At 31.9% G+C, this 22385-nt stretch carries 15 protein-coding genes and 1 pseudogene; 11 read left to right on the forward strand and 5 right to left on the reverse strand.

The annotated features are described in order from the left end of the window. Nucleotides 1-297: 297 nt before the first annotated feature. Both CLU81_RS02480 and CLU81_RS02490 read right to left on the reverse strand, forming a co-directional pair. Nucleotides 298-1476, reverse strand: a complete 1179-nt coding sequence (locus CLU81_RS02480) for a type VI immunity family protein (RefSeq protein WP_199174543.1) — start codon at nt 1474-1476, stop codon at nt 298-300. Between the two features lie 1025 nt (nt 1477-2501). Continuing rightward, nucleotides 2502-2798, reverse strand: a pseudogene (locus tag CLU81_RS02490) (DUF805 domain-containing protein); the annotation flags it as partial. Between the two features lie 872 nt (nt 2799-3670). Here CLU81_RS02490 and CLU81_RS02495 point away from each other — a divergent pair. The 11 genes from CLU81_RS02495 to CLU81_RS02545 all read left to right on the forward strand — a co-directional run bounded on the left by CLU81_RS02495 (nt 3671) and on the right by CLU81_RS02545 (nt 16560). Beyond that, on the forward strand, nt 3671-8212 hold the full coding sequence (locus CLU81_RS02495; RefSeq protein ID WP_099708380.1) for an S-layer family protein: 4542 nt from the start codon (nt 3671-3673) through the stop codon (nt 8210-8212). Between the two features lie 11 nt (nt 8213-8223). Continuing rightward, nucleotides 8224-8949: a hypothetical protein gene (locus CLU81_RS02500; RefSeq protein ID WP_144444456.1), complete on the forward strand. Its 726-nt coding sequence runs from the start codon at nt 8224-8226 to the stop codon at nt 8947-8949. 135 nt (nt 8950-9084) lie between these two features. Further along, nucleotides 9085-10329, forward strand: a complete 1245-nt coding sequence (locus CLU81_RS02505) for a gliding motility-associated C-terminal domain-containing protein (RefSeq protein ID WP_158235304.1) — start codon at nt 9085-9087, stop codon at nt 10327-10329. Nucleotides 10330-10820: 491 nt separating this feature from the next. Continuing rightward, nucleotides 10821-11066, forward strand: a complete 246-nt coding sequence (locus tag CLU81_RS02510; protein ID WP_144444457.1) for a hypothetical protein — start codon at nt 10821-10823, stop codon at nt 11064-11066. A 714-nt stretch (nt 11067-11780) separates the two neighbouring features. Further along, complete coding sequence (locus tag CLU81_RS02515; protein ID WP_099708384.1) at nt 11781-12347, forward strand: hypothetical protein; 567 nt, start codon at nt 11781-11783, stop codon at nt 12345-12347. 168 nt (nt 12348-12515) lie between these two features. After that, nucleotides 12516-13142 carry a murein L,D-transpeptidase catalytic domain-containing protein gene (locus tag CLU81_RS02520; RefSeq protein WP_099708385.1) on the forward strand — a complete coding sequence of 209 codons (627 nt, stop codon included), beginning with the start codon at nt 12516-12518 and terminating at the stop codon, nt 13140-13142. Between the two features lie 146 nt (nt 13143-13288). Next, entirely contained in the window at nt 13289-13870 is a 582-nt protein-coding gene (locus CLU81_RS02525; protein ID WP_099708386.1) for a hypothetical protein, read from the forward strand. A gap of 190 nt (nt 13871-14060) precedes the next feature. Next, complete coding sequence (locus CLU81_RS02530) at nt 14061-14531, forward strand: hypothetical protein (RefSeq protein WP_099708387.1); 471 nt, start codon at nt 14061-14063, stop codon at nt 14529-14531. Between the two features lie 77 nt (nt 14532-14608). Beyond that, the gene (locus CLU81_RS02535) at nt 14609-15190 is read left to right on the forward strand and encodes a YcxB family protein (RefSeq protein ID WP_099708388.1); all 582 of its coding nucleotides are present in this window, start codon (nt 14609-14611) and stop codon (nt 15188-15190) included. A gap of 339 nt (nt 15191-15529) precedes the next feature. Further along, nucleotides 15530-15721, forward strand: coding sequence for a hypothetical protein (locus tag CLU81_RS02540; protein ID WP_099708389.1), 192 nt, complete (start codon nt 15530-15532; stop codon nt 15719-15721). Nucleotides 15722-16200: 479 nt separating this feature from the next. Next, entirely contained in the window at nt 16201-16560 is a 360-nt protein-coding gene (locus CLU81_RS02545) for a hypothetical protein (protein WP_099708390.1), read from the forward strand. Nucleotides 16561-17299: 739 nt separating this feature from the next. On the opposite strand, the gene CLU81_RS02550 is transcribed toward CLU81_RS02545, so the two are convergent. The 3 genes from CLU81_RS02550 to CLU81_RS02565 form a co-directional block, all read right to left on the reverse strand. Next, on the reverse strand, nt 17300-19360 hold the full coding sequence (locus tag CLU81_RS02550; protein WP_233209638.1) for a hypothetical protein: 2061 nt from the start codon (nt 19358-19360) through the stop codon (nt 17300-17302). A gap of 686 nt (nt 19361-20046) precedes the next feature. Continuing rightward, nucleotides 20047-20811, reverse strand: coding sequence for a hypothetical protein (locus CLU81_RS02555; RefSeq protein WP_099708392.1), 765 nt, complete (start codon nt 20809-20811; stop codon nt 20047-20049). Between the two features lie 579 nt (nt 20812-21390). Then, nucleotides 21391-22221: a hypothetical protein gene (locus CLU81_RS02565; RefSeq protein WP_099708393.1), complete on the reverse strand. Its 831-nt coding sequence runs from the start codon at nt 22219-22221 to the stop codon at nt 21391-21393. Nucleotides 22222-22385: the final 164 nt, after the last annotated feature.

Below are 22385 nucleotides of genomic sequence, written 5' to 3' on the forward strand. Positions count from 1 at the left end.
TATCTAGTTTATTTGTTATTTTTAATAATAAATAAATTTACTTTTAGAATTTAATATATAGTAGCCCTAAAACGTTAATTTACTTTATTTTAAATCGTGCCAGACTACCTACTCTATGGCCTATGTCTTCATTAGTGAATATAGTGTCCCTTTTCGTTAATATTTTATAATCAAAAAAAAAGTATAAAGAACACAAGAAATTTTGGCAAAGATTAATCAATAGCTTTTTGGTCTCTTTTAAGATTTTATATTCTTTATACAACTAGCCATATCAAATTGAAATCTTTGACATTACTGTTACGGGAGCTCATCATTTGTACCCGTATCTACAGTACCCAAATCACCAGGCAGCACCTTTGGTGGCGATGGAATCGGTGGCGCATTGGGTAAATCGAAGCGTGCGATCCACATATCCGGGCCCCGAACTATTTCTAACACGCTCGGGCGTCGCAAGACACGCAACAGACTGTTGACAAACACATATGGTTCCGGCAATCCTTCTTCAGGCGCACCTAACCGCGGGAAATTACCTGCGCGGATCAGCAGGCATGCATCAATACGCTCAACTCCAATATCAGGTCGAGCCAGAGATTTCCGAACCGCCATTTCCCCACCCAGGCGGTTAACAAACACATCGCCTATTAAAGTGTACCAGTTCACGCCTTTGATAAAACCATAATCCTTTACTTTTGCACCAGGATGAGGGTAGGGGTAAAAAGTATATGCTCTTTCTGATGGCTTACCCTTATAAGAACGCACCACGTAGTTGTCCTTCTTTATGAAAGCATCACTATCGATTTCGAGCCCACTGAACCGTTTGGCCAATACTCTTTCCTGTTCCACGCAATAATTATCAGATCTATAAGGTCTAATTGGTGACAGCCCTCCATAACCCCCACGTACCGGAAGATGCTCGCATACAAATCGTAAAAAACTTTCGTATTGTTCGATTCCTTGCAGGTTTACCACAAAATCCATCGGCATATGGAATTTCAGAAATGAAAGCTGACCACCATCACAGCCCTTAGGCCACACATTCTTCTCTCCAGGTTGGCAGTAGTCTTGAGAGAGCTCATTATTGGTCAGTGTTGTTATTTGATATTCTGCCGCCGTATTCTCATCGGTAGCACTGGAACGCACTACGCTTACTTTGTAGTACGGCGGAGTCTCTAGAATTGCACTCCGGATCGCTTCCAGTCCCTTTGGCGTACGTTTTGTAAATCCACCCAAATCCTTATCCTTACCTCCCTTGAGATGTTCGCCAAACATTTGTTCGAAGCGGTCAAAGCAGGCAAGAATACCTTGTCGTACATCTGGTTTAGAACCACGTTCGAAGAATACCGTACCAATCACACCCGGTAGGATCGCCAACCGCCCATCGGCCTTATACAAATATAGCTCGTCACGATAGCGCTCCAGCGCATCATGCGGGGTCAGTATTAAATTCTGATCAAAAGAAGTCATAGTTATTTTCATTTTTAAATATTTATCATGTAAAGTTTCTATTTATGTTTTTACACCAGATACAGCAATTAATGCATAGTGAGATCTTCCAAATAAAAACAAGACAGTTTATTGCTTTCCATCTGTCTCTACGAAATTCGTTTATGAAATAATCAAAAAAAGTATTTGATAAATTATTATGATAATGTCCTCTAGGGATTTTTATAGGGTATTGCTATCCGATCTTCCATAAAGCCTGATCTCAAAATAACACTTCCTAACTACCAATCCTTTATTAAAAACCTGCTTGCCTGTTTCTGGTTCCAATTTAATGGGTAATAGACCATAACCATTAATGTCTGGATGAAAACATCTCTAAGCCACAATAATACCGGCACATTAAAAAACGCAATCACAAAAAAATTAACATGCGAAACACCAACAATAGGTATCAACGGAGGATCCCAAGAGAAGATAAAAGACATCAATATGGTAAGAGATACATATCTATTCCGTTCTGGCCGTGCTTTCTACATAAGCTTCAAGGTCTTACAGGGAAACCTAAATGTATTTCCTTCATTGACATACACGCTTTTAAAAACATTTTTTTTTGACTTAAATGCTTGCTTAATATCATTAAAAATAATCCAACTTCTGCATATGAGAGCAATAGCCATTTCAAATCCGGAAACAGTCATTTATTTGCGTAAACATAAAATAGAAATAGAACATTCAGAACTCGAGTGACCAGAGATAGCCAGGAAAAAGAATACTAAAAGCAATCCATATTCATACAGCTGATTAATTTTCTAAAAGGAATATAGATAATCCAAATAATAATGAAAGCTATAAGATTTATGACGATCGAAATTTTCCACACCATTGGTGAAGCGCATAAATCTTTTGTACCAGCCCAAATAAAAAAGTCCCTTGTACAGGGACTATAATAAATCAACAAATGAGGCAGGCTTCATTAATCGCCATAGAACTTACCCACATATGGAAGATATTCTTTCTCTGGTAGATTTTTTCATAATTCGATTTCTATCTATTTAAGTTTATTCTTTTCCAATCTCATCTAACTCATCTACTAATCTTTTAGGATCTGTCCCATATTCATTATATCCTTTTTCTCCTTGAGTACAACCCAAAACTATATTATAGAAAGGAATAAACATACACCAACCACTTTTACCAACATCATGCATTCTCCTAACAGCTACCGCTATACCTGGCAAAAGAAAAACTAATGTATATATACTATAAAGTAAACCAAAATGTCCCACTCCAATCGTTAAACCATAAGTAGTATCTACGATTTTAAGAACTGTTAAAATAATAGCATTTACCAAACAATAATACCAATACTATTTCCTTCTCGCTCTTCCTTTAAAATTCGCATAGTTGTCAATAACTACCTTTTTGTACATTTTTAACATAATAAAACTTTAAATTTGTCCCTACTCTTTATGGATTTTCAGTTACTCCGTTACTTTTTAATAAAGCACAAAATTACTTGTTTTTTAAACCCTTTCAAGGAGATAAAGAGACATTAAAACACAAGGAAACAACATATTTAAGAACAAAAAACATTCCGAACTCTCAGCACAAAAAAGCGCTATAATACCCGGTTCACCTGAATGATGTTATGAAACATTTTCAAGAGTCAGATTGCATTATTTAAAATATCAATGGCGGCCATCCTCTCCCCGACCTCTTATTATGTATTGTCCAAAAATAATTTCACTTTGAACATCTGCCTCTATGTTATATTAATAACAAATAAATTTACTTTGAATTTAGCATATAGTAGCCCTAAAACGTTAATTTACTTTATTTCAAATCGTACCAGAGATTACAAAAGAAAAAATAATTGCTCAATAAATCAGGAATTATAATTACGATTGAAGACAGATAAGACAATTAAAAACAAAGTTAAAGTTTTATAAAAACAGAAAGAAATTTATATAAAAAAAACTACGCAATGGTATTTAACTAAGAAAGTTTGATATTATTTGTTTGATAAAAAAATACTCTATACCGATATTTTCTAAACCTATTTAATCAATATAAAGTAAAATTAAATCATTCCTTTACAAAGTCATTTAATTGAAATACAGTTTGAATTCTTTTTTCTGATAATCTTTTTTTTTATAAAAAGAGTTAATCTAAACTGCATATAAATTACAAGTGATTTTAATAGAAATACTAATAAAATAAAAATACAATGAAAAAGAAGAATAATTTTTATATATTAGGAATGATCATTCTAAGTAGCGTTACAACTATAAATGCGCAAATTAAAATAGGTGATGATCCAACTCATATAAATAACGATGCAGCGTTAGAAATTGAAACAACGAATAAAGGTTTATTGTTACCGCGTATAGCTTTACAAAATAGTACCAGCTCCAGTCCGTTATCCACCCATGTAAAAGGTATGATAGTTTACAATACCGCTACAACCGGGGATTTGGTTCCTGGCTACTATTATAATGATGGGCTAAAGTGGATAAGTGCAACTGGAACTACAGGGCCACAAGGTGTTCCAGGTAAAGATGGAAAAGATCTAATTGCACAAGATTTTATTATTGATGGTGAAAAAATATTTGCTCCATCTCAAAATGCAGTATTTGATGCTCTGGCTATAAAAGCTGACCAAGCAAATCTCGATACGGCCAATACTAATATTACGACTAATACCACGGCGATAGCTTTAAAAGCAAACCAGTCAGATTTGAATACTACCAATACAAATCTTGGAAACAACACTATAGCTTTAACTACACTTACAGCTGTGGTGTCCACAAAAGCAGACCAGGCAGATCTCGATTCTGCCACTGCCAATATCACAGGAAATACCACGGCGATAGCCTTAAAAGCAAACCAGTCAGATTTGGATACCACCAATACAAATCTTGGAATCAATACTACTGCTGTAGCTACTCTTGCAAATGCGGTGTCCGCAAAAGCAGACCAGACAGATCTCGATACGGCCAATTCCAATATTACGAGTAATACTACGGCGATAGCCTTAAAAACAAACCAGTCGGATTTGGATACCACCAATACAAATCTTGGAATCAATACTACTGCTGTAGCTACACTTGCAAATGCCGTGTCCGCAAAAGCAGACCAGGCAAATCTCGATACGGCCAATTTTAATATTACGAGTAATACCACGGCGATAGCCTTAAAAGCAAACCAATCAGATTTGGATATCACCAATACAAATCTTGGAATCAACACTGCAGCTGTGGCTACCCTTGCAAACGCGGTATCCGCAAAAGCAAATCAGGCAGATCTCGATACGACCAATGCCAATATTACAGGGAATACTACGGCGATAGCCTTAAAAGCAAAACAGTCAGATTTGGATACCACCAATACAAATCTTGGAATCAATACTACCGCTGTGGCTACACTTGCAAACGCGGTATCCGCAAAAGCAAATCAGACAGATCTCGATTCTGCCAACTCCAATATTACAAGTAATACCACGGCAATAGCCCTAAAAGCAAACCAATCAGATTTGGATACCACCAATACAAATCTTGGAATCAATACTACGGCTGTAGCTACACTTGCAAATGCGGTGTCCGCAAAAGCAGACCAAACAGATCTCGATTCTGCCAACTCCAATATTACAAGTAATACCACGGCAATAGTCTTAAAAGCAAACCAATCAGATTTGGATACCACCAATACAAATCTTGGAATCAATACTACGGCTGTAGCTACACTTGCAAATGCGGTGTTAGCAAAAGCAGACCAGACAGATCTCGATTCTGCCAACTCCAATATTACAAGTAATACCACGGCAATAGCCTTAAAAGCGGACCAATCAGATTTGGATACCACCAATACAAATCTTGGAATCAATACTATCGCTGTGGCTACCCTTGCAAACGCGGTGTCCGCAAAAGCAGACCAGGCAGATCTCGATACGACCAATGCCAATATCACAGGAAATATTGCAGCAATAGCCTTAAAGGCAAACCAATCAGATTTGGATACCACCAATACAAATCTTGGAATCAATACTGCAGCTGTGGCTACACTTTCAAGTGCAGTGTTAGCAAAAGCAGATCAGGCAGATCTCGATTCTGCCAACTCCAATATCACAGGAAATACTACGGCGATAGCCTTAAAAGCAAACCAGTCAGATTTGGATACTACCATTACAAATCTTGGAATCAATACTACAGCTGTGGCTACACTTGCAAGTGCAGTGTTAGCAAAAGCAGATCAGGCAGATCTCGATACGACCAATGCCAATATCACAGGAAATATTGCAGCAATAGCTTTAAAAGCGGACCAATTAGATTTGGATACTACCAATACAAATCTTGGAATTAATACTACTGCTGTGGCTACTCTTGCAAACGCGGTATCCGCAAAAGCAGACCAGGCAGATCTCGATTCTGCCACTGCCAATATTACGAGCAATACCATGGCAATAGCCTTAAAAGCGGACCAATCAGATTTGGATACCACCAATACAAATCTTGGAATCAATACTACCGCTGTGGCTACTCTTGCAAGTGCAGTGTTAGCAAAAGCAGATCAGGCAGATCTCGATACGACCAATGCCAATATCACAGGAAATACTACGGCGATAGCCTTAAAAGCAAACCAGTCAGATTTGGATACTACCATTACAAATCTTGGAATCAATACTACAGCTGTGGCTACACTTGCAAGTGCAGTGTTAGCAAAAGCAGATCAGGCAGATCTCGATACGACCAATGCCAATATCACAGGAAATACCACGGTAATAGCCTTAAAAGCAAACCAATCAGATTTGGATACTATCAATACAAATCTTGGTATCAACACTACCGCAGTAGCTACACTTGCAAGTGCAGTGATAACAAAAGCAGACCAGACAGATCTCGATTCGGCTAATACCAATATTACGAGCAATACCATGGCGATAGCCTTAAAAGCAAACCAGTCGGATTTGGGGACTACCATTACAAATCTTGGTATCAACACTACCGCAGTAGCTACACTTGCAAGTGCAGTGTCAGCAAAAGCAGATCAGACAGATTTGGATACTACCAATACAAATCTTGGAATCAACACTACCGCTGTAGCTACACTTGCAAACGCCGTGTCCGCAAAAGCAGACCAGACAGATCTCGATTCGGCTAATACCAATATTGGAATAAATACTGCAACTGTGGCTACACTTATAAGCACGGTGTCCGCAAAAGCAGACCAGGCAGATCTCGATACCGCCAACTCCAATATTACGAGTAATACCACGGTAATAGCCTTAAAAGCAAACCAATCAGATTTGGATACTATCAATACAAATCTTGGTATCAACACTACCGCAGTAGCTACACTTGCAAGTGCAGTGATAACAAAAGCAGACCAGACAGATCTCGATTCGGCTAATACCAATATTACGAGCAATACCATGGCGATAGCCTTAAAAGCACACCAGTCGGATTTGGATGCTACCATTACTAATCTTGGAATCAACACTGCAGCTGTAGCTTCACTTGCAAACGCGGTGTCCACAAAAGCAGACCAGGCAGATCTCGATACAGCCAATGCCAATATTGCAGGGAATACTGCGGCAATAGCCTTAAAAGCAAACCAATCAGATTTGGATACTACCAATACAAATCTTGGAATCAATACTACCACTGTAGCTACACTTGCAAACGCAGTATCCGCAAAAGCAAACCAGATAGATCTCGATACAGCCAATGCCAATATTGTAGGGAATACCACTGCGATAGCCTTAAAAGCAAACCAGTCAGATTTGAATGCGACAAATGCTAATATTGTCATAAATACATCCGATATTTTGCTTAAGCAAGACCGATTACTTTCAGGTCTGGCTACAGAATACAGAAAAGGGGACAATACTCTAGGTTCTTTTGCCCCAGATGTTGATGCCAGAATAACAGCTCAAAAAGGTATTAACAATGGTTTAGCTACTCTAGATGCTACTGGAAAAATTGATATTAATGCATTACCAGCTCTTGCTATATCAAATACTTTTATTGTAAGTGACGAGAATGAAATGCTGGCTACTCCATCAACTACTGGCGATATCGCTATTAGAAATGATATAAATATAACTTTTATACTCAAAGGATCTTCGGCAACCGATATAAATAATTGGGTAGAATTAAAAACACCTACAAGTCCTGTTACCAGTGTCAACGGAAGAATTGGAGCTATTACAGCATCAAATGGAGATTACACAACTGACTTAGTTACAGAAACAGCTAATAAAAAATATCAAACTGCTAATCAATCATTGTTTAATAATGCAACATCCCCAATTCAGACACAACTAGATACTAAGGCACCCATATTATCACCAAGTTTTACAGGAGTCCCATTAACCACTACGCCAACAATTGGTGATAATTCAGAAAAGATCGCATCAACAAGATTTGTAGTCAGTGCCATTACTGCAGTACCAATTGTTAATGCTTCAGAAACCTTATCTGGTAATGTGAGACTGGCAACAACTGCCGAAACACTAAGTGGCACAAGTACTGTACTTGCTATAAATCCAGCAAGATTAGCCGAAAGATTATCCACAAGAGCTACTTTGGATTCTCCGGCGCTTACTGGAATACCTTTGGCTCCAACAGCAGCTGAAGGGACAAATAATACGCAAATTGCAACAACAGCATATACTGATATTGCAGTAAAAAGAGTTTCACAAAATTTTAATGGAAACGTAGTTCCGATGCCAACAATAGGTCAAGACGGGGACACATTTGATAAATGGTAGAAAGGATTAATATGAAAAAAATTATATGGATAGCAGTACTATTTTTAAGTCTTTCAGGATTTGCTCAAAATGAATCATATATTAAAAATGGCAACCTATGGCATCCGATATCACAAAGGTATGTAAAAGTCAATGGTGTATGGAAATCCGTTGGAAAGCATTATGTTAAGTCAGGAGGAACATGGCATTTAGTAAAAGATTACGGCGGAGGAAACACAGCAAATACATATATTGAAACTCAAGACTATGAGATTGTTAAAGCAAATGCTGGTAAGTTGATGTCTTTTTATATACAGGTGCTAAATAGTAATGATGCTACAGTAACAAAATACTATCCAATATCTCCTGTTCAAGGGACTCAACTGAGCTACTCAAACATATTGGATTTTAATAACTTGGCAGTATACAGCATCTATTATTCAGGCACGCAAGGTAAGGTTAAAGGTTATGATTTAGAAATGTTGGGCGTATCGTCTATTAGGCCCTCGGGAACTTTTATGCAAATGTATACGGATTTAGTTGCTTATGGTGAAATGACTCCCGGAGATCATCATGGATCCATGTTTAAGTTTGTTAAAAATTCGACAATAGTTAATAATGTACCCTACATCAGTACCTCCTTCACCTTTCTTAGGAGTAACGGTAATCCTATGTATATTAATATATTGAATAACGGATTTAACTACAGTAATCCCATAATACCATTACATGACGTCACCTTTATTATATTTAATTAGTAGTATATAGTCCGAATTTATCTAATTCTAAAACTTTTGAATTATATTTTATAAAACCATTTATTGATCGCCCTTTTTTTGAGTTTAATTATTCGGAAATGATAGCTAACAAAACTTAATTACAAAAAAATGAATATGAATCTAAAGATACAAAAAGAAATAAAAATTAAAAAAATGTTTTTAATTGTATTACTTTTTGTATTACAGCAAATACAGTCACAGGTGTACGTGCCAGCGAAAGGCGAAATTACATTTTTTAGTCCTCCCCATTTAGGATTTAATAGTGATTGGGCAACAAGTCGAAGTTCTTCGCCAGGTTACTTCAACTGGCTTATTGCATCGGGAAATTATACGGGAGTAGATGATATCCATCATATTAATGGCTATGTGAAGAAATATGGTTCAGAAGAATTTACTTTTCCTGTAGGCGATGGTAATCAATTGCGCGAATTATCAATTTCGGCACCACAAATACCTTCGGATGTTTATGCCGTAGCTTGGATTTCTGGTGACCCTTCCTTAACTATTGATCCGACAAATGGAGATCAAAAACATTCCGTAGAGAATCTGTCCGAAGATATTGTGGCAGTTAGCAAATTGGGGCAATGGGATTGGGAAGCAATAAGGGGTACTGGTGAAGAATTAATAATCACGGTTTCTATACCGGAGATGACAGAAATACAATTTAATGACCCATCCAAACTACGATTGGTAGGATGGAACGGAACTTCATGGATAAAAATTGGAAATACAGGTGCCAGTGGACTAACAAATAAAAGTACTTTGAAAGGAATTATGAAAGAGGGAATTCAGGCTATTGCCATTGGAGCTATTGAGTCAGTTATAATAGATTCAGATGGAGATAGTCTTCCTGATACAACTGAAGGTTATACAACTGATACAGATAGTGATGGTATATTAAATTATTTGGATAATGATGATGATGGAGATGGCATTTTAACCATTGATGAACACCCCGATCCTAATGGTGATGGATTGACAAATGATGCATGGGACAGCAACAACAATGGAATAGCAGACTATCTAGATCCGTTTATAGCGAATCCTGTAGACGAAATTATTATTTATAATGCGATCTCACCATATAATTCAGATGGATTAAATGATACTTTTGTTATCGAAAAAATAGAACTATATCCCGATAACATTGTAGAAATATATGATCGCTGGGGTAAGGTTGTTTATGAAACGAAGGGTTATAATCAAAATAAGAATGTCTTTAGAGGTATGGCAGAAGGAAATACAACATACAAACAGGGCATTTTTTTAAGTATAGGTACATATTTCTATTTTATAAAATATAAAAATGATAAAGGACTAGAAAAAATTAAAAAGGGCTATTTATATATAAGTAATTGAAATATGATCATCTTATTAATAACTTAAAAGACAAGATGATCATTTTTCACGATTCTCTATTTTTTTTATTAGACCGCATGAAACCAAACGTATAATAGTAATAGCTTGGAATTTGTTTTCTTTATAATTTCCTTTTACTGTGCTTGTAAAGCATTTTCCAAGATAGTTTTCTGTAAATTGGTACCCATACCGCTTACTTCCATAGATCTATTATTGCTTACTTGCCCTACTCTATTCCTTTTGAACTGAATCCCTCTTTCTTCCATTAAAGATAAGTATATTAATAAAGAACATAGGTATGCAATTATTTTTATTAAAGTAAAGTATTCCTTACCTAAAAAAATAACCTATAGTCCTGTTTTTATATCTTTTTACACCAAACTAATAATAGCCTGTTTTTTAATTTTACACCTTTATTAATCTAAGTGATCAATTTAAAAACTTTACAAATTTAAAGATCTTACCGATCATCACTAAAAAAAGAAATGGAAATGAAAAAATTAATTATTGCATTAGTACTTGGAATTGGACTAAATGGTTTTGCACAAGAAAACAAACCAAAAACAAACAAAACAACCCATAAAAAAGAGATGAAATCAGACGTCAAACAAAAAGATCAAACTGGTCGTGACGTGTCAAAGAAAAATGAAAAATCACAAGAAAAAAAAACAGAACCCAAAGCAACAGTAACTAAAACAAGTACTACACAAAAGAAAGATCATAAAACTAAAAAGTAAAATCGTAATAGAAAATTATTACAAACTATAACCTTGCTTAAGAAAACTTAAGCAAGGTTATTTTTATTCAACCTATTAAATTTCAAAATGGCCTCTCACAAAAGAGACCTAAACTTAAAGTCTTTTCTTATTTACACCAATACACTATAGGTCGATATAATAATATTTCTCCAAGTTAAGTATATCTTCTTCTACTCTTGCTTTCAAATATTTTTTTCGAAATTCGATTTATCCCCGGATTTATAAAAAACGTGTAAACAATAATACAAGGTAAAAACAAATTATTCCCTCAATAAAGAATGAATACTCAGCATGGATAAAAGGTCCGGAAAAAGTTATTCTTCTAAAGCAAGGGATATTTCAAAGCTAAAACTCCGTCAAAATTGTTTTTGAATATAATAAGTAACCTATTCTTCTATTAATATGGCTTTATACAGTGTGTTTTAACAAACAAATAGTAATTCCTTTGTATTCTTGACATTTTAGACATAATCATATACATCAGTGAAAAAGAGTTATAAAGTCTTGTCACACTATGGAGCAAGCAAGGTTATATTGAGCTCACAAATTTTAAAATATATAATAATAATAATAATAATAATAATAATAATAATAATAATAAATTATAAACGTCTCCTTCGGTTTCATCTCGATACCAGGTAAGAAAGATTTTATGTAATATTTAATAAATAAACAATAAAAATATAGATAATTATGGCTGAACTGAGCACACTTTTTGCGAAAATTCATATTACAAAAGACAATTTTGATAACTTTCTAGAATCAAAACCAAGGACTCCTAAACTTGACAACAACTGGTTAACATGGTGGAATTCACGTACAATGTCTGGTAAATTTGATTTGCAAAAAGAAGATTTACATCATTATGAATGCACAAACAACAAATCCATAATACAAGGCTGGAAAAACTACCTCCAAAGTTTGACCTTTTCAGATTACGATCCGGACAATGAAATATGGCATTTTGGAATTATTCTTTTCAGTGAAAATTACCGAGAAATGATCCCTATGCTTGCATTTATAAAAAGCGTAGCAGAATTTAAAACAGAAAGCATCGAGGACTTTGCAACGGTGTACAGCTATCTTTGGGGCGGTGATGTTAGCGCATATATAAATTATGAAAATTTAGTTGGAATTTTTGACTCTAAAATTCAAACAACAGCGGACATAGAGCCTGATAACTTAAAATATGCAGATGAATATTTGGCAAAAAAAATGGAAGAATTTCAGTCAAACGGGGCACTAGACCAATGCTATTAAATGTTGCCAGATGAAACTTCTGCGTCAGGTGGCCTGAAGAGCAAAATTTGACACAAGTCATTCTTACAAACATCACTTATACAGCATAATCCGACCTTATATAAAATCTCCTCCAAATACCAAGCACCAATATAAAATAAGTATTTAACTAAAATAAAAAGGTTGAAAATGTATTATCAAAAGAAAATCTTGCTTCTTCTCTTTATTGGAATTCTATTTACAAGTTTTAAGCTTATAAACAGAACTGAAAAATTTGTTGAAACAAAAGTTTCTGAATTAAATGATTCTTCGAAATCGTCAATGAAAGATGAAATAAATGCCATAAAGAAACTAATAAAAAATACCCATTATAATAATAAATTATGTTTTTTGATAGATATGAGAATTGAATCCGGAAAAAATCGTCTTTTTATTTACGATTTTAAAAGTGATAAAATAATTGATGAAGGCTTAGTCGCTCACGGCCTGGGATCTGAAACCGGAATCACAGGAAAACTAAAATTTAGCAATACAGATAATTCACTTTGCACCTCTTTAGGGAAATATTCAATTGGAAATTCATATTATGGAAAATTTGGAAAAGCATATAAATTATATGGATTGAATAAAACTAATAGTAATGCTTATAATAGAAATATTGTTTTACATAAATATTACGATGTTCCATATAAAGAACAAGAAAAAAATATTTGCAATAGTTACGGTTGCCCGATGGTAAACGAAATATTCTACAAACGAATTGAAAAAATAATAGATAATTCAGAAAAGAAAATTGTGATGGATATTTACTATTAACAAGTAAGAATCGTTACCAACTACGACAAAAGATTTAGGTAATTCAATCAATTAAATTTAGTTTTTCGATTATTTGACAAATTAGAAAATACTGCTTAATCTAAACTCAAACCATTTACTGGGAAAGACCCTATAGCTTATTTTATATGACAAAATTAAAAAAAACAAAATATGCAATACTAATAATTTCAGGGATACTTACTTTATACATAAATACTCCTTACGTTGACTCCTGTCAATCAATGTGCAGTGTGTTCATCTTTCTGATTTTAATTATATTATTCGGTCTTACTATTGTGATATCAATATCTCAAAGTATATTTAACCTAATAAGCAAAAAAGAAAAGTTCGACTTTATACCATTAGCATTTCTTGTAGTTTTTATATTAACAAATGGTTTTTTATTAATCGGACATAAAAATAAATTTTGGCGAAAAATTAGATACAAAGGTCAAACAGAAACAAATATGGAAGTGATTGAATTGTATGAGAATAATACTTTTGAAGCCACGATACAACATGGATGTTCTAGTTGCTTATATGTAGGGAGATATCATATTGAAAAAAAACTAACTATTCTTGGTGATCAGACTATAATTATTCTTGATGATGAAAATATTGAAAGCAAAACTCACGGTACATTCACCAATCTATATTTATTAATTCCCAAAAGTATTTTGCAGCCATTGAACAAGAAAGAAGGAAGAATATATTTAGAGAACAAATAAAACTGGATAAAAATAGATGATTTTCAGTTCTTGTTCAGAGAATATATATTTATGTTGTTGTTGACAAATACAAAGAATTTGGCTATACGGAATCAATTGAAACTACAGAAAAGTATCTCGGAAAATATACGTTGCGTATTTAAAATTTTAATATTAACAGCTCATTAGAAAAACTTCAAAAAAAGCAATTATGGAAAAAGAATTAATAGAAAAATCAATTTTTGTAGAAATCCCGACAAAAAAAATTTATGGCTCTCTTGCAATTGGTATTGCAACTTTTTTAGGAGGACCGTTAGTTGCGGGTTATTTAATAGCAGAAAACTTCAGGACATTTAAAGATAATAAAAAAGCAAAAATAACTTGGATTATTACAATTGTTACAATTATACTTTCTTACGGAGTATTTTTTTTTATTAAAAATATTAATCTCCCAAATGAAATTATTAATATATCATATATAATTATTCCTGTGACATATATTGCAGTAACATTTTATTTTGCAAAAATTTTTCAGGAACAAAAATCGAATGAGCATATTAAAAATGGTGGTAAATATTATAGCTGGTGGAGAATAATGCTTATTGCAATGATTGCAAATTTTATTTTGGCTTTGCTTATATCGGGATTCTTTCTTTTTTATATCGCACTTATGTTTCTTTAAAACTATAATAATGACAACTAATTTTTAGCAATTGGTTAAGTTAATTAAAATTTTAAAACCGAAAAACTATACATAATATGAGAATAGAATATACATTAGAAAAAATTGATTTTTTAAGACTGCATTTTTATGCAGCATCTAAATCAATAATATTAATAAGAAAAAGAATACTATCCGGAATATCTATCTTGTCCTTAATTTTAAGTATTTTACTACTTATATTGGGATATTTGGATTCTGCCCTTGTTTTTATTGTATCTGGAATTATTTTGTATTTTTTCTATCCTTATATTATAAAAAAAAGATCTTTTTTGTATTTTACAAAAAAAATAGAAAAAAAAACTAATACGATAGTAGCTAAGATTATAGAGAAACGTATTGATAGCAACTATAAAAATACATATGGCAAGTTGATTAATTTGGAATTTGAACCAGATTACATTGTTATAGTTAATTATGTGGGAGAAAAAAGGTTACGGATTAAAGAGATATCTGAAATCAATGAAATCAATGATTATATTTTTATAAAATTCTCCGATGGGACAATATTCATTCTGCCAAAAGAGAGAATAACTAATAAAAATGAATTAAATAGTGTGTTAACCAAAATTGTTTCGGATTTGAACGTCACCCATAATGTTGACTTAAGCCAGCAGTAGGAATAATCAAGAAAAATATAGAAACCAAAAGTTTCCTTATAATAAAAAAATTTCCATTGTTTTATTATATCATATACTTTAAAACTACATATCATCCACCAGGATTAAATATTTAAGGTTATTAATAGAATTAACATCCTAAAATCCAAAAAACTTTTAAAATCTGATACTTTTCCGGGTAAAACAAAACTATATGAATTTACTTAATAAAATTATAATCGAACCCCAAACAAATTACACTTCACTCTTGCGGTTTTTCTCTTATATTTTCCAAATTAACGAACAAAAATCACAATTAACCATTGATCTATTAATCATTACAATTTTCAAAAGATAAACATGAAAGAAATTAAATCGTTGCCAAATCATTCACAGGGCAAAAATAAACAAGAAAAAACAATTCCTCCACAAAGTAAAAAAACGCACCTAAAACTCTTTTTATGGCTGTTAGTTTTATTTATTATAGGGTTTATTATTTTGTCCCTTTTCATTTTAAAAAAAATAGGGGGATTTTTAATGACAATTGGATAATTGTAGTATTAGAAAGATATCCTCTTGATGAATATTTTTTTTACTAGTTTGTTTTATTTGTTTTTGTTTAATGTGTTTTTATAAACTCATTTACATAAGTGTGAAATATAAATTCATATTTTTCTTTTACACAAAAGTTTTAATCAAACTAATTCAATTAAAATATATTCGTATTTTCATTTTTTACTTTTTATCTAAAAGACGACTTTATTTTTAGATATCTTTTGATCTCTTCACAATAATAGCTTAAAAAACATATTTTTTTTTATGAGAATTGTAACAATTATTTTAAAGATTCTCTTAATTTATAATCGGACCAAAGCAGTAAAATAAAAACGAAAGAAGCTTTTGAATATATATCAGCTAGAAATTCTATTTCAAACCAGTTGAGACCAAAACAGCTAAACACACAATTAATCTGACTGATTTGATAACAACATAATATTAATTTTCTTAATCATTAAAACTTCCTGTAAGATATGAAAAAAAACAAACCTGCAGCAGAATATCCAGAAATTACAAATCAATACGGACACATAGTTCAGGAAAGCAAAAAATCAACCACAAAAGTCATTATTGGCATATTATTTTTCTTATCTGCACTATTTTATATGTTTATAATTTGGTCCTTATTTGCACTTGAACTAATTGGTCAAGGCTATTTAGGAGGAAGAGAGATCTTCTTACCGATCATAATTGGAATCCTTGCTATAATTGCTAGTGTAATGTTGATAATGGAGGGAAGTAACGGAAAACCAGTTCAACAAAAAACAGTATGTGGAGTATTGGCCATATTTCTTTTTTATGTACTATTTAACATTTGTAAAATTAAAGCCTAAAACATGGACCTTTCATACAGGTGCATACAAAAATATTGATATCACTTTACATCGTGGCTGATGATTATATTTAAAAACCAATGGGCTCACATTAAGGCTTTCAAAAAATAACTTGATTATTACGGTGAAACTGGTTCTTAGTGAATTTTGGTGAAAGAAACAAACCAAGTTCGTTATCAAAAATGGATTACTAATGCTAAAATGATTGCATCTAGGTTTCAAAATTTCGCTTCTATTAAAAATACGTCAGTTACCTCCAGATATATTAGCAGACAAGTTACAAGCTAGTTTAATCTACTATAAAAGAATTGTCAAAGTCCGATTCGGATCACCAAAATTGATGAAGAACCGCTTTCACCGGAATACCCAATAACTAGTGAAAAATAAAAATAATCAGTACAGATCAGCTTTGAGTATCCCAATTTTAGATTAAAAGCCTACGAAATGAAAATTCTTAAAAATTTATTTATGATTATTTTGTTTTAAGACAGATGTACTATATATAAATTAAAAGCCATAAAATAACCCCCTATTTATCGGGTTTATTTTATGGCTTTTAATTTTAGAAAAACAACTTTATTATTATAGTAATTTGGTAAAATCTTTTTAAAATTCCATAACCTTCCATACTATAGTAACTTCAAGTATTTTAACCAATCTAAATTATATATTGATCTGATAAATATACAACGAAACTTTTTAAAATTAATCTCATACCGCATATTTTCATAATACTTCGCTAATACACACCTTTTTGCATTTTATTTAAAGTTTCTCGCATTTCGCTGGCAATTTTTTCATCGATATCATCATTTAAAAATTTTACAGCTAGTGTTTGTGTTTGTATTGCTTTCTGCTTTTGTTCATCCTTATAATATAATTGTGCCAGCGTATCTAAATAATATGGATTATTCTTCGTTACGGCCAAACTGTATTCAGACCATGTAATAGCATCTTTTATAAAACTCGAATTTGTAGCTTTTAGCACTACTAGCCATGCTACAGAATTAGCCTGATCAGAATAATATTCCTTACAAGAATTCCAATCATCAAAAAAATTAGAACCATCAGCATAGATTTCATCTAATCTCTCAATCACGTTTCCATTACCTGATAAATAGGTAGTAAAATATGTTTTAAATTCATTTAAATATATTCCGTCTTCAATTGAGCTATCGCTTTCTTTGCTTAAATATTCGAAATAATTTTTATAAAATTCTAAATTTCCTTTGCCGGCTGCAATCATTTTATTACAAACAGCAATCAGCTTCTTCTGGTTTGCTTTTCCTGCAATATTATCTTGTGAAGTGGAGCTCTTTTGCTGTAAGATACCTGAAATTACGGAACTAAGGCTACTATAAAATAAAGGTGTCTCATCATCTTCAGCATTCATTCTTTCGATAGCGTCATAATGTTTCAATAAATAATCAATCGCCAAAAAATCCGTATCATTTAAAATTCTGTATTCATTAAAAAGCTGGTGACTAAATCCTTCATTTTTAATTTCTTTCAAAATAGTTTCTACCAAAGCTCTATTGGGTTGATTATCTTTTCGATGAGCCTCAATTAATTTTTTCCAGGTTTCATAAACTTCCTTATTTTTGAAATTAATTTTTACCAATTTCCAATTACCATTAACACTATCTGATTCCAAATCCTCCCCTAAGTTCACTGTATTATTGAAACCTGAAATCAAATCGGCATCTGTTGCCTTTTTATTCTTAATTACTTTATCCAAAGTGTAAAAAGCACTTATTCTCTCTAATTTATTATTAAAACTATAATAATCGTTTACGTCTGCTTTTTTATCCAATAAGGTTGATTTTGAAGTAGCCAAAATATCTCCCTTATCGTTTAAAATTATTAGATTTGGAGTAGTAGAAATTTTATTTTCTTTAAGCCATTTTTCATCTTCAGCTGTAGCCAAATAATAATTAAAAACATACAAAAAATCGTTAACAAATACATTAGATCCTATTTCCAGTTCCTTGTTTTTTAAAAAAGTATCGAAATCAGCTTTTGAAGCAGGATTTTTGCTGTCTACAGCAACAACTAAAAACTTACTTGTACCAGCTTTAGCTGCAGCAAGTGCCATTTTTAGATTATTTTCAATTTTGAATTTAAAATCAGATGAACTCAGACTATCAACACTAATTTCCGTATCAGAACTTAAGTCATTATCTTCTAAATCTTCTTTTCCAGGATATTTCCAGTTTAATATACTTTGATTCTCAATTGCTATAACTTTTGGAAAAAGATCAGCAGAAACGTCTTTTTCATATAAAAAAACTAGATTATCATTCCTCCTTCCTGATTCATATATTTTGAGCTCATTTGTTTTCGTATCAAACCCGCCCTCCAAATCGAATAAGTCAAAAAGCGAAACATCATATTTAATTGTCACTTCCGAAATATCTTTAGGCAGAACAAACTTCGAAATTTTACTCTCATGTCCAGGTCGTTCGTAAACTAAATACAAATAATTTGCTCGATCAATTTCGAACTCTATATAACCATCTACCAAATTTGTATCAATATTCTGTTTCATCTCTGCTACTTCCTGATATAAAACTGGCTCAGAATCATTTTGTGTACCAATATAAAAGGGAATATAATGAGGCTCTGAAAACTTTATCTTTATTTTTTTTGCATTTTTATCTTTTACAAATTCAAGATTAAAGGGACTTTCGGTTTTAATATTTTGACAAAACAGTAACGAGTCCCCTTTTATTTTATAATCTCCTGAAAACAAAACAAATTCAAATTTATTATCATCTAATAAGTTCAATTTGATTTTCATTTGTCCAATATTAGTACTATAAGTACCCTTTTGGATACTTTTTGTTTGAGAAAAAGAAAGAGATACTAAGCAAAAGGACAATAAAAAAGTCCATATAATTTTACGCATATATAACATTGATTTTTTTTTGCAAAATAAAGTAATTTTAAATTCAATAAAGCAACATAAAAGACTTAAAAACAAAACTATAAGTCTATAGTATTTTATTTTTTATCACATTTAGATTTTTAAATTTCAGATTACATAAGACGATCCTAATATCAGCGTGTTATGGAGAAACAATCGATTTAATTTTAAAGATGAATGACATTCCTTATTATTTTTAAAATTGCCATTATTTAAACAATGATACTTATTACAAATTCTTAAACTAAACCACTCTGCACTAAAAGTGCAGAGGTTTGTTTGACCAGAGACTGAAAGTCTCTGTATTTTAAAACCCAATAGCAATTTTAAAAACTAGTTTGAAGTTAATTAAAAGCTAATGTTTCATATTTTTTCGCTTTACTAAAGTACTGCAATAAATTGCAGGGTTTTAACCCCCGACCTGAGACCAATAAACAAAAACGCCTGAACGACTTTATTATCTATTTGTATTATGCTGGTCTCAATTTCTACTTTAATAATTAATTACCACAAAGCTCAATAGATAATTTAAATTATCGAGATTAAATTTAAAACAATCATTAATCACAATTCATTCCATACATATCTATATAGTCTTGCCAGATTCTTTCAATATAATTATCATTTTCTACTCTGTAGATAACCCTTTCTCGAATTACATACTGTGATTCATCTGGACGTTTTACCCATTGAAAATCATCTCTATATGAAAAATACATTGAGCCGATATTTGCAAATACTTTTTCATTCAAATTATTAGCAGCGCCATCAGGATTGTAAAATTTATTAATTTTTTTCTCTATTCTTGAATATTTTTTTTCGTAATTCAGCTTTAACAATTTTGAAGAACAAAAAATTGGATTGCCATTTTTAATAGTGTCAAAATCTCTAATCGTAAAAGCAACAATGTAGCCTTCACATCCCACCCACCCAAATATTACTTCCCCTACATTCATTTCAGAGAACCCACGTGTTCCGTAAACATAATATTTGTCTTTAATTATCTTTTTGATTTCTGTTTCTAGTAATTTACTTTTACTCAGTTTAACCGCTCCCAAAGTATCAAAATATTGCGTTTTTTTTGATACATCTTCTAATATTTTTCCTAAATTTGTTTGCTGAGAATCCCAAGCTACTTCAACAACAATTGCTGCAGTTGTCTTTTTAGATAAAGTATATACAGGGAAAATATCACCTTTATCAAATAAACCAATGTCTTCGTGTTTCTTTTTTTCCTCAGCCTTACCCCCTTTAACTTCACTTTTCACATTTCTTACACAAGAGATTAGCCCTAAAATTAAAAACAAACACAATACTTTTTTCATTTTACTTTTTTTATTTAATATTAAAATTCCTTTTTTAATAATTTAATTTGGCTGCCCTAACATAATTTCAATAAAATTTGCTCTATTGTACCGAGTTTCACCAAATGTCTATTTGACTTCAACAAAACATTAAGATTCAACAAGACTTTCAAAAATCGCTCCATCAATCTTTATTAAAGTTTTCGCATTTAATAATTGCCATTTTGCATTTTGTTTAAAGTTTCTCGCATTTCACTGGCAGTTTTTCTATCTACATTAGCATCTAAAAAATTTACTGCCAATGTTTGTGTTCTAATTGCTTTCTGCTTTTGTCCATCCTTATAATATAATTATGCTAGCGTATCTAGATAATACGAATTATTCTTCGTTACGTTTAAACTGTATTCCGACCATGTAATACCATCTTTTATAAAACTGGAATTTGTAGTTTTTAGCACTACTAGCCATGCTACAGAATTAGCCAGATCAGAATAATATTCCTTATTTGTATTATGTTGGTGTCAATTTCTACTTTAACAATTAATTACCACAAAGCTCAATACATAATTTAAATTATCGAGATTGAATTTAAAACAATCATTAATCACACGGTATTCCAAACAGATCTAATGATTGACTCCAAATTACTTCAATAGCTTTATCATTTTTTATTTTATAAATACCTCTTCCTGGATAAAGACATTTAGATCCAATTGAAGGATTACACCATTGAAAATCATCACTATATGAAAAATACATTGAGCCGATATTTGCAAATACTTTTTCATTCATATTATCAGTATAGTCATATTCTATACGTTTACTATCGTAAAATCTTTTAATTTTTTTCTCTATTAGTGAATATTTTTTTCCGTAATTTAGCTTTAACAATTTTGAAGAACAAAAAATTGGTTTACCATTTTTAACAGTGTCAAAATCTCTAATCGTAAAAGCTATAAAATTGCTTTTACATTGATCAATCCCACATACTATTTCCCCTACATTCATTTCAGAGAAACCACGTGTTCCGTAAATATAATATTTGTCTTTAATTATCTTCTTGATTTCCGTTTCTAGTAATTTACTTTTAATCAGTTTAACCACTCCCAAAGTATCAAAATATTGAGACTTTTTTATTCCTCCTTTTGAATTTCGACCATCAAAAACTTCGTATAGTGAATCCTTTAACGCTACATGTTCAAATATATTTTCAAAATTTGTTTGCTTCTGTCCATCATAAAATACTTCAACAACAATTGCAGTTGTCTTTTTAGATAAAGTATACACAGAGAAAATATCTCCTTTATCAAATAAACCAATGTCTTCCTGTTTCCTTTTTTCCTCAACCTTAACCCCCTTAACTTCACTTTTCACGTCTTTTACACAAGAGATCAGCCCTAAAATTAAAAACAAACACAATACTTTTTTCATTTTACTTTTTTTATTTAATATTAAAATTCCTTTTTTAATAATTTAATTTGGCTGCTCTAACTTAATTTCAATAAAATTTGCTCTATTGTAGCGAGTTTCAGTAAATGTCTATTTGACTTCGACAAAATATTAAGATTCACGAAAACTTTCAAAAATCGCTCCAT

The organism is Flavobacterium sp. 9 (genome assembly GCF_002754195.1).
In the GTDB taxonomy this organism is placed as follows: domain Bacteria; phylum Bacteroidota; class Bacteroidia; order Flavobacteriales; family Flavobacteriaceae; genus Flavobacterium.

Excerpts from the sequence above, each read along its gene's own strand:
- CLU81_RS02480 (WP_199174543.1), bottom strand. The coding sequence starts at position 1,476 with ATGAAAATAACTATGACTTCTTTTGATCAGAATTTAATACTGACCCCG.
- CLU81_RS02495 (WP_099708380.1), top strand. The coding sequence starts at position 3,671 with ATGAAAAAGAAGAATAATTTTTATATATTAGGAATGATCATTCTAAGT.
- CLU81_RS02500 (WP_144444456.1), top strand. The coding sequence starts at position 8,224 with ATGAAAAAAATTATATGGATAGCAGTACTATTTTTAAGTCTTTCAGGA.
- CLU81_RS02505 (WP_158235304.1), top strand. The coding sequence starts at position 9,085 with ATGAATCTAAAGATACAAAAAGAAATAAAAATTAAAAAAATGTTTTTA.
- CLU81_RS02510 (WP_144444457.1), top strand. The coding sequence starts at position 10,821 with ATGAAAAAATTAATTATTGCATTAGTACTTGGAATTGGACTAAATGGT.
- CLU81_RS02515 (WP_099708384.1), top strand. The coding sequence starts at position 11,781 with ATGGCTGAACTGAGCACACTTTTTGCGAAAATTCATATTACAAAAGAC.
- CLU81_RS02520 (WP_099708385.1), top strand. The coding sequence starts at position 12,516 with ATGTATTATCAAAAGAAAATCTTGCTTCTTCTCTTTATTGGAATTCTA.
- CLU81_RS02525 (WP_099708386.1), top strand. The coding sequence starts at position 13,289 with ATGACAAAATTAAAAAAAACAAAATATGCAATACTAATAATTTCAGGG.
- CLU81_RS02530 (WP_099708387.1), top strand. The coding sequence starts at position 14,061 with ATGGAAAAAGAATTAATAGAAAAATCAATTTTTGTAGAAATCCCGACA.
- CLU81_RS02535 (WP_099708388.1), top strand. The coding sequence starts at position 14,609 with ATGAGAATAGAATATACATTAGAAAAAATTGATTTTTTAAGACTGCAT.
- CLU81_RS02540 (WP_099708389.1), top strand. The coding sequence starts at position 15,530 with ATGAAAGAAATTAAATCGTTGCCAAATCATTCACAGGGCAAAAATAAA.
- CLU81_RS02545 (WP_099708390.1), top strand. The coding sequence starts at position 16,201 with ATGAAAAAAAACAAACCTGCAGCAGAATATCCAGAAATTACAAATCAA.
- CLU81_RS02550 (WP_233209638.1), bottom strand. The coding sequence starts at position 19,360 with ATGAAAATCAAATTGAACTTATTAGATGATAATAAATTTGAATTTGTT.
- CLU81_RS02555 (WP_099708392.1), bottom strand. The coding sequence starts at position 20,811 with ATGAAAAAAGTATTGTGTTTGTTTTTAATTTTAGGGCTAATCTCTTGT.
- CLU81_RS02565 (WP_099708393.1), bottom strand. The coding sequence starts at position 22,221 with ATGAAAAAAGTATTGTGTTTGTTTTTAATTTTAGGGCTGATCTCTTGT.